At 31.8% G+C, this 3,489-nt stretch carries 4 protein-coding genes and 1 pseudogene; 3 read left to right on the top strand and 2 right to left on the bottom strand.

The window, feature by feature from the left end:
• A pseudogene (locus HMPREF2647_RS06540) lies at positions 1 to 217 on the bottom strand (hypothetical protein); the annotation flags it as partial.
• Between the two features lie 130 nt (positions 218 to 347).
• Between HMPREF2647_RS06540 and HMPREF2647_RS06545 the strand changes: the two are divergent.
• Genes HMPREF2647_RS06545 through HMPREF2647_RS06555 form a run of 3 tightly spaced genes read left to right on the top strand, consistent with a single transcriptional unit; the run spans position 348 to position 2,889 of the window.
• Complete coding sequence (locus HMPREF2647_RS06545; protein WP_002497485.1) at positions 348 to 1,085, top strand: metal ABC transporter ATP-binding protein; 738 nt, start codon at positions 348 to 350, stop codon at positions 1,083 to 1,085.
• Positions 1,078 to 1,917, top strand: coding sequence for a metal ABC transporter permease (locus HMPREF2647_RS06550; protein WP_002497486.1), 840 nt, complete (start codon positions 1,078 to 1,080; stop codon positions 1,915 to 1,917). The genes HMPREF2647_RS06545 and HMPREF2647_RS06550 overlap by 8 nt, the downstream gene beginning before the upstream one ends.
• 18 nt (positions 1,918 to 1,935) lie before the next feature.
• Positions 1,936 to 2,889: a metal ABC transporter substrate-binding protein gene (locus tag HMPREF2647_RS06555; protein ID WP_002497487.1), complete on the top strand. Its 954-nt coding sequence runs from the start codon at positions 1,936 to 1,938 to the stop codon at positions 2,887 to 2,889.
• Positions 2,890 to 3,131: 242 nt separating this feature from the next.
• Here the strand turns inward: HMPREF2647_RS06555 and HMPREF2647_RS06560 are convergent.
• Positions 3,132 to 3,489, bottom strand: a 358-nt coding sequence (locus HMPREF2647_RS06560) for a helix-turn-helix domain-containing protein (protein WP_141756750.1), incomplete at its 5' end; no start/stop codon positions are given.

Genomic DNA, 3,489 nt, shown 5'->3' on the forward strand with positions numbered 1-3,489 from the left:
TAGCTATATTTTTTACTTTGCAACAGAACCAAAACGCTTTAATAATCTCATGATTGTTAGTCATTTCTATCGTATAAGTTAATCGATCTAACATTTGGCTAATTGAAGGGGGCGCTGCTCCTAACTTTTTAGATAACATTTTATTAGACACTAGCTCAATGTCTCCACCTAATTGGAAGATAATTTTCAAATATTTCTTTTGCGCATCAGTAATCATGATCCCACCTACAATTTTGATTTTTAAAGCAGAAATAGCTAGCCAAACTTCAAATTTTCGTTTGACTAAATAATATATTTAGGATAACCTAAATATATTATTTACGCAAGTGAAGAAAGAAGGGAATAGCGTGTTAGATGTACAAAACTTGTCAGTGGTTTATGATAATCAAACCCGAGCTTTACAAGATGTTTCTTTACAAATGATAGAAGGACAAATTGTTGGGATTATTGGCCCAAATGGGGCAGGTAAATCAACTTTGATTAAAGCAATGATTAATTTAATACCACACAAAGGACAAACATTTTTTAAAAGTAAGCCTATACATAAGCAACTTAAAAATCTTTCATACGTCGAACAAAAAAGTAATATCGATACAACGTTTCCTATGAAAGTTTTAGATTGTGTCATTTTAGGTATATACCCTCGGTTAAAACCGTGGCAGTTACCTGGGAAAAAAGAAAAAGCAATGGCAACAGAAGCCCTTAACAAAGTGGATATGTCGGAATATAAAGATCGACAAATAGGGGAGCTATCAGGAGGACAATTTCAACGAGTGTTAATTGCTAGAACGTTAGTTCAGAAAACAGATTTGATATTACTTGATGAACCTTTTGTTGGCATCGATATTACAAGTGAAAATATCATTGTTGATTTATTAAAAGAACTAGCTGAATCTGGAAAAACAATTTTAATTGTTCATCATGACTTATCCAAAGTCAGTAAATATTTCGATAGCCTTATTCTTTTAAATAAACATTTAATCGATTTTGGTTCTGTTGAAAATGTGTTTACGGGAGATAACTTAGCACAAGCCTTTGGCACAAATATTTTGATCCCTTCTGAAAGTGGGGATAAAAATGATTAGTCAATTTATACATGAGTTATTTCAGTTTAGTTTTCTTCAAAGAGCACTTGTAACTTCTGTTGTCATCGGAATCATCTGTGGCGTTATTGGTTGTTTCATCGTATTAAGAAGTTTGGCGCTAATGGGAGATGCTATCTCACATGCAGTTCTACCGGGTGTAGCTATTTCTTATATGATGGGCATTAATTTTTTCTACGGTGCGGTAGTCTTTGGGATTATGGCAGCTTTAGGAATCGGTTTCGTTAACCAAAACAGTAAAATCAAAAGCGATTCATCTATAGGTATTGTTTTTTCTGCCTTTCTAGCTTTAGGGGTTTTACTTGTTACGAAAGCGCAATCGTCCATAGATTTAACGGAAATTTTATTTGGTAATGTACTGACAGTTAAAGAACAGGATCGAACATTAACATTTATTGTCGCTGCGATTGTCTTAATTATTGTAGTGATCTTTTATAAAGAATTTTTACTATCAACGTTTGATCCAACCATGGCTGCAGCTTCAGGTTTACCAACAAAATTCATCCATTACACAATCATGGTGTTATTAACGTTAGTAACTGTTGCCTCATTACAAACCGTCGGTGTTATTTTAGTTGTTTCTTTATTGATTACGCCAGCTTCGACAGCTTATTTACTGACTAAAAGACTATCAACCATGATTCTTTTATCAGCGTTGATAGGTGCTATTTCATCTATTATTGGGTTGTTCTTTAGTTTTACATTTAACTTACCTTCAGGTGTGGTTATTGTATTAGTTATTACAGCTATATTTATTATCACATTCTTCTTAGCACCTAGAAATGGGCTATTGTGGAGAATGATTAAACATTAACTTAGGAGGATTTTTATAATGAAAAAAGTGATATTATTTTTATTCACCATTACACTTTCTGTTGTTTTAGCAGCTTGTAGTAATGGAGATAAAGACGGTGATTCAGATAAAGAATTAGAATCAGTAGATAAAGATAAAATCAAAGTGGTCACAAGTTTTTCTATGATTGATGATATGGTTAAAGAAATTGGCGGAGAGCACGTTGAAGTTAAAAATTTAGTGCCTACAGGCACTGACCCGCATGACTACGATCCTAAACCAGATGACATTAAACATATCTCGAGTGCCGATTTGGTTTTCTATAATGGATTGAATTTAGAAGGTGGCAGTAAAGGTTGGTTATTTAAAGCTTTAGAGTCTTCTGATTTTTCAAAAGAAAATGCGATAAAAACATCAGAAGGTGTTAAACCTAAATACATTAAAGATGAAGATGGCAAAAAAGAAGTGAACCCTCATGCATTTATTGATCCGAAAGTAGGAGAAAAAATGATTAAAAATATCACGAAATCTTTATCTGAAAGAAATCCAAAAAACAAAGATTATTATAAAGAAAATGAAAAAGCATATTTAAAAAAATTACATAACATCGAAGATGATTATGAAAAACAATTAGGCGATATTCCTAAGAAAGATCGTGTTTTTGTAGCGAGTGAACAAGCTTTCCAATATTTAACAGACCGTTATGACCTAAAAGAAGGTTATATTTGGGCGATAGACACGGACGAGAATGGATCTCCAGAACAAATCAAAGATTTAGTAAAATTTATTGATAAAAATGAGCCATCTCACTTATTTGTAGAATCAAACGTAGATAAGCGTCCAATGGAAACCGTATCTAAAGAAAGTGGCGTATCAATTTACAAGAAACCAATTTACTCTGATGAAATTAGTAAAGAAGGTGGCGTAGCTGATACTTATCTTAAATATTTAGAGTATAATTTAGATGTTTTAACTGATGGATTGGAAAAATAACAATGAAACTAAAAGTGAGCGTTATTGTCTATATAGATAATAACGCTCACTTTTTTACTTATCTTTTGGAAGAGATGTTTCGTCTTCATATCTTATTAAAGGGAAAAATATGAAGAAGTTTGAAATTATCATTTTTACAGTTTAATAAAGTTTAGAATTTTAAATTAAAAGAAGCAGGTTATTGTATAACATATTATCATTTCCTAATGTGTTATACAATCACTTTTTACTCATTTTATTAATTATTTTGTTCTTTCATTTTTAATTCGATATACGGTCTGTCTTGTAATATCTACTTCTTTAGCAATTTTACTAATAGAAATTCCTTGATCTAACATTTCTACAACACGTTGATAAACTAAACGTTTCTGTGGGTCTTTCGCGTTTGGTGAGTAAAGGACAGGTCTGCCTTTATAGATACCTTTTTCTTTCGCTACCTTAATTCCCTGTGCTTGCCTACGCTTACTTTCATTTCTTTCTTGTTCTGAAATCATTGCTAAAATTTGAATGATTAAATCTTTCATGAACTTATCTAATAATGGGTTACCAATTGCTTCATTCATCATAGGGTTCTGTTGCAAAGTTGAATTTATAGTATAA

Source organism: Staphylococcus sp. HMSC035D11 (assembly GCF_001836075.1).
Taxonomy (GTDB): Bacteria; Bacillota; Bacilli; order Staphylococcales; family Staphylococcaceae; genus Staphylococcus; species Staphylococcus hominis.

What these genes read in the sequence shown, in the direction of transcription:
- HMPREF2647_RS06550 (WP_002497486.1), top strand. Translation starts at nt 1,078, where the DNA reads ATGATTAGTCAATTTATACATGAGTTATTTCAGTTTAGTTTTCTTCAA.
- HMPREF2647_RS06555 (WP_002497487.1), top strand. Translation starts at nt 1,936, where the DNA reads ATGAAAAAAGTGATATTATTTTTATTCACCATTACACTTTCTGTTGTT.